The 4,095-nt window shown below is 41.0% G+C and carries 4 protein-coding genes; all 4 read left to right on the forward strand.

Features of this window, described 5'->3' with window-relative positions:
* A partial coding sequence (locus tag ACLU24_RS14375) for a hypothetical protein (protein WP_412613334.1) occupies window positions 1-200 on the forward strand: 200 nt, incomplete at its 5' end.
* 271 nt (window positions 201-471) lie between these two features.
* On the forward strand, window positions 472-990 hold the full coding sequence (gene yfcE / locus ACLU24_RS14380) for a phosphodiesterase (RefSeq protein ID WP_412613335.1): 519 nt from the start codon (window positions 472-474) through the stop codon (window positions 988-990).
* 178 nt (window positions 991-1,168) lie between these two features.
* Window positions 1,169-2,254, forward strand: coding sequence for a 3-phosphoserine/phosphohydroxythreonine transaminase (gene serC / locus ACLU24_RS14385; protein ID WP_412613336.1), 1,086 nt, complete (start codon window positions 1,169-1,171; stop codon window positions 2,252-2,254).
* Between the two features lie 29 nt (window positions 2,255-2,283).
* Window positions 2,284-3,429: a 3-phosphoglycerate dehydrogenase family protein gene (locus ACLU24_RS14390; RefSeq protein WP_412613337.1), complete on the forward strand. Its 1,146-nt coding sequence runs from the start codon at window positions 2,284-2,286 to the stop codon at window positions 3,427-3,429.
* Window positions 3,430-4,095 lie beyond the last annotated feature (666 nt).

A 4,095-nucleotide genomic window follows, 5' to 3' on the forward strand; every position in this document is an offset into this window, starting at 1 on the left:
TGTTTTTCGTAGGGAACCCTCGCAGGGGGTTCCCTGTAAGACTAATGTTACTAACAAGAGAGAATTTAGCGGTGGACAAAGTCCACCGCTTTGGAAGTAAAGAAATGTTAAGGGCGTTGCCCTTAAAACCCACCAAAGGCTCCGCCTTTGGAAACCGCAAGCCTTTGAAAAGGCTTGACCTAAACTTTTATCTGTCTTGAGGAAGTGCGTTAGTTAATTGTAAGGGCGAACTGTGTTCGCCCGCTTGGTAATTTTTTCGACCGCGTCAATTAACTTCCCTTGTTCACTACGAGCGAGACTTGTCGAGCGATTCCGCGTCTTGACCGCGGCGGCACGCCGCCTTTACCTAAACTTTAATTGTCTAAGATTAGTACATAAGTTAATATTAAATAACAGCGATTTAATATTAGCTTGACAAAAAATGAAAACAGAGAGTATTATGTAATAAATGCTTTTGTTAGGAGTGTTAAAATGAAGATTTTTATAGCATCGGATATTCATGGTTCGGAACATTACTGTAAAATTATGGCTGAAAAATATCGTGAGGAGGGTGCAGATAAGCTGTTACTTCTTGGCGATTTACTATATCATGGGCCACGAAATGATTTACCGCTTGGATATAATCCAAAAGGTGTTATAGCTATTCTTAATTCTCTTAAAAACGAGATAATATGTGTTCGTGGAAACTGTGATACAGAGGTTGACCAAATGGTTCTGGATTTTCCTATTATGGCAGAGTATGCAATAATTTATGACGGAAATAAAACTATTTATGCTACACATGGACATAAATTCAATCCGCAGAATCCCCCAATGCTTAAAAGCGGAGATATTCTTTTGAATGGACATACACACATTCCTGCAAATGAAACCTTCGGAGAATTTTATTATGTAAATCCGGGCTCAGTTTCCATTCCAAAAAACGGAAGTAATCATAGCTATATGATTTATGAGAACGGTGAATTTACATTAAAAAAACTGTGCGATTGATGTAAATATAATTCTTTTTGCAATATAATCTACACAATATGCAAGAAACACTGCCAATTTATGCAAATTTTTTAGGAGTCTTTATATTGACAAGGCGATTTATAAGCACTATAATTAAAGATGTTACTTATCATAATATTATGCGGAAAAACCGCAAATTTATTGGAGGCTAAATATAATGAGCAGAGTATACAATTTTTCGGCAGGCCCTTCTATGCTTCCCGAATCAGTTCTTAAAAAGGCAGCAGCAGAAATGCTGGACTATGAGGGTAGCGGTCAATCCGTTATGGAGATGAGCCACCGTTCAAAGATTTACGGTACAATTATCGAGGGTGCAGAAAGCCTTCTTCGTGAGGTTATGAACATTCCTGATAACTATAAGGTTCTCTTCCTCCAGGGCGGTGCGTCAACACAGTTCGCTGCTATTCCTCTCAACCTTATGAATGGTTCAGGCAAGGCTGACTATGTTCTTACAGGTCAATGGGCAACAAAGGCTTATAAAGAGGCTGCACGCTATGGCGAAGCTAATGTAGTTGCTTCTTCTAAGGATAAGACTTTCTCATATATTCCTAAGCTCGACCCATCAACATTCACAAAGGATGCTGACTATTTCTATATTTGTATGAATAATACAATCTACGGCACAGTTTATCATGAAATTCCTGAAACAGGAAATGTACCGCTTGTTGCTGATATTTCTTCCTGCATTCTTTCTACACCACTTGATGTTTCCAAGTTTGGTATGGTTTATGCAGGTGCTCAGAAGAATATGGCTCCTGCTGGTCTTACAGTAGTAATCATTCGTGAGGATCTCATTGGTCATGCTCGTGACATCACTCCTACAATGCTCGATTACAAGACACACGCAGATAACGGCTCTATGTTCAATACACCACCTTGCTACACAATCTACATTGCAAAGCTCGTTCTTGAGTGGATTAAGAACGAAATCGGCGGTCTTGAGAATATGCAGAAGCTCAACGAGAAGAAAGCAGCATTGCTTTATAACTTCCTTGATAATTCTAAGATGTTCAGAGGCACAGTTGTTCCAGAGGATCGTTCACTTATGAATGTACCTTTCGTTACAGGCAGTGATGAGCTTGACGCTAAGTTCGTTAAGGAAGCAACAGAGCATGGTCTTGTTAATATCAAGGGACATAGAACAGTTGGCGGTATGCGTGCTTCCATCTACAATGCAATGCCATATGAGGGAGTAGAAGCTCTTGTTAAGTTTATGGCAGAGTTCGAGGCTAAGAACGCCTAATCATAAATAACATCAGAGGGTTGATTTTAATGTATAATATTCTTACACTTAATAAAATCTCTAAGGCAGGACTTTCTCGCCTTGGCGATAACTACAATGTTGCAGATTCTGTTGAAAATCCTGATGCAGTTCTTGTTCGTTCAGCATCTATGCACGATATGGAACTTCCTTCAAGCCTTCTCGCAATCGCAAGAGCAGGTGCAGGCGTCAACAATATTCCTCTTGATAAATGCACAGAGCAGGGTATCGTAGTTTTCAATACACCTGGTGCTAATGCAAATGCTGTTAAGGAACTTGTTCTTTCAGCATTGTTCCTCAGCTCAAGAAAGATTGTTGAGGGTATTGAGTGGGCAAAGACTCTTAAGGATAATGCAGATGCAGCAAAGCTCGTAGAAAAAGGAAAGAGCCAGTTTGTCGGTCCTGAAATCAAGGGCAAGACACTTGGCGTAATCGGTCTTGGTGCTATCGGTATTCTTGTTGCTAATGCAGCAGTTTCACTCGGAATGAATGTTCTCGGTTACGACCCATTCATTTCTGTTGACGCAGCATGGGGACTTTCACCAAAGGTTAAACATGTTGTTTCTCTTGATGATATTTTCGAAAATAGCGATTATATCACGCTCCATGTTCCGCTCACACCAGAAACAAAGGGTGTAATCGGCAAGGAGAACATTGCAAAGATGAAGGACGGCGTTCGTATTCTCAACTTTGCTCGTGGAGATTTGGCTGATAATGAAGCAGTTCTTTCATCAGTTGCTGATGGAAAAATTGCAAAGTATATCACAGACTTTGCAGCACCGGAACTTCTTGATGTTGAAAATGTAATCGTAACACCTCACCTCGGTGCGTCTACACCTGAATCAGAAGATAACTGTGCAAAGATGGCTGCTGACGAGATTAAGGATTACCTTGAGAATGGTAATATCAAGAATTCCGTAACACTTCCGGCAGTTTCTATGGCTCGTGGCACAGGTACAAGAATTTGTGTTATTCACAAGAATGTTCCAAATATGATTAGTGCGGTAACAACTGCTCTTGCGGGTGCTAACATTGAGAATATGCAGAGCAAATCAAGAAAAGAATACGCATACACAATACTTGATGTAACAGGCGATTTTGATGTAGCTGCTATTGAAGCTATTGATGGCATTATCAAGGTAAGAGTAATCAAGTAATTGATTTAAATAAGTATAATAAAAAGCTCAAGGAAATTATCCTTGGGCTTTTTTTATCTTAGCGAACTCACTTCCTCCAAGACCTTAAAAGTTTTGCTCAAGCTTTTTCAAAAGCTTGCAGTTTCCAAAGGTAGTCACCTATGGCAGAGCCTTTGGTCGCTCTCCGCAGAGAGCGAAATACTTTTGGGCGAAGCCCAACATTTGTTTTTTTCTTAGGCGAACGCAGTTCGCCTTTATCAACTAATGTTGCTAATAAGAGAAAATTAAGCGGTGGACTCTGTCCACCGCTTTAGAATCAAAAAGCCTTTAAAAAGGCTTGACCTAAATTTTCAGTTGTCTTAGAAAAATCTGTCAGCTAATCGTAGGGGCGAACTGTGTTCGCCCGCTCGGTAGTTTCTTCGCCCGCGTCAATTAACTTTCCTTAATCCACAACGAGCGAGACTTGTCGAGCGATTCCGCGTCTTGACCGCGGCGGCACGCCGCCTTGACCTAAACTTTCAGTTGTCTTAGAAAAATCTGTCAGCTAATCGTAGGGGCGAACTGTGTTCGCCCGCTCGGTAGTTTCTTCGCCCGCGTCAATTAACTTTCCTTAATCCACAACGAGCGAGACTTGTCGAGCGATTCCGCGTCTTGACCGCGGCGGCACGCCGCCTTGACCTAAACTTT

This window comes from Pseudoruminococcus sp. (genome assembly GCF_047012705.1).
GTDB lineage: Bacteria > Bacillota > Clostridia > Oscillospirales > Acutalibacteraceae > Pseudoruminococcus.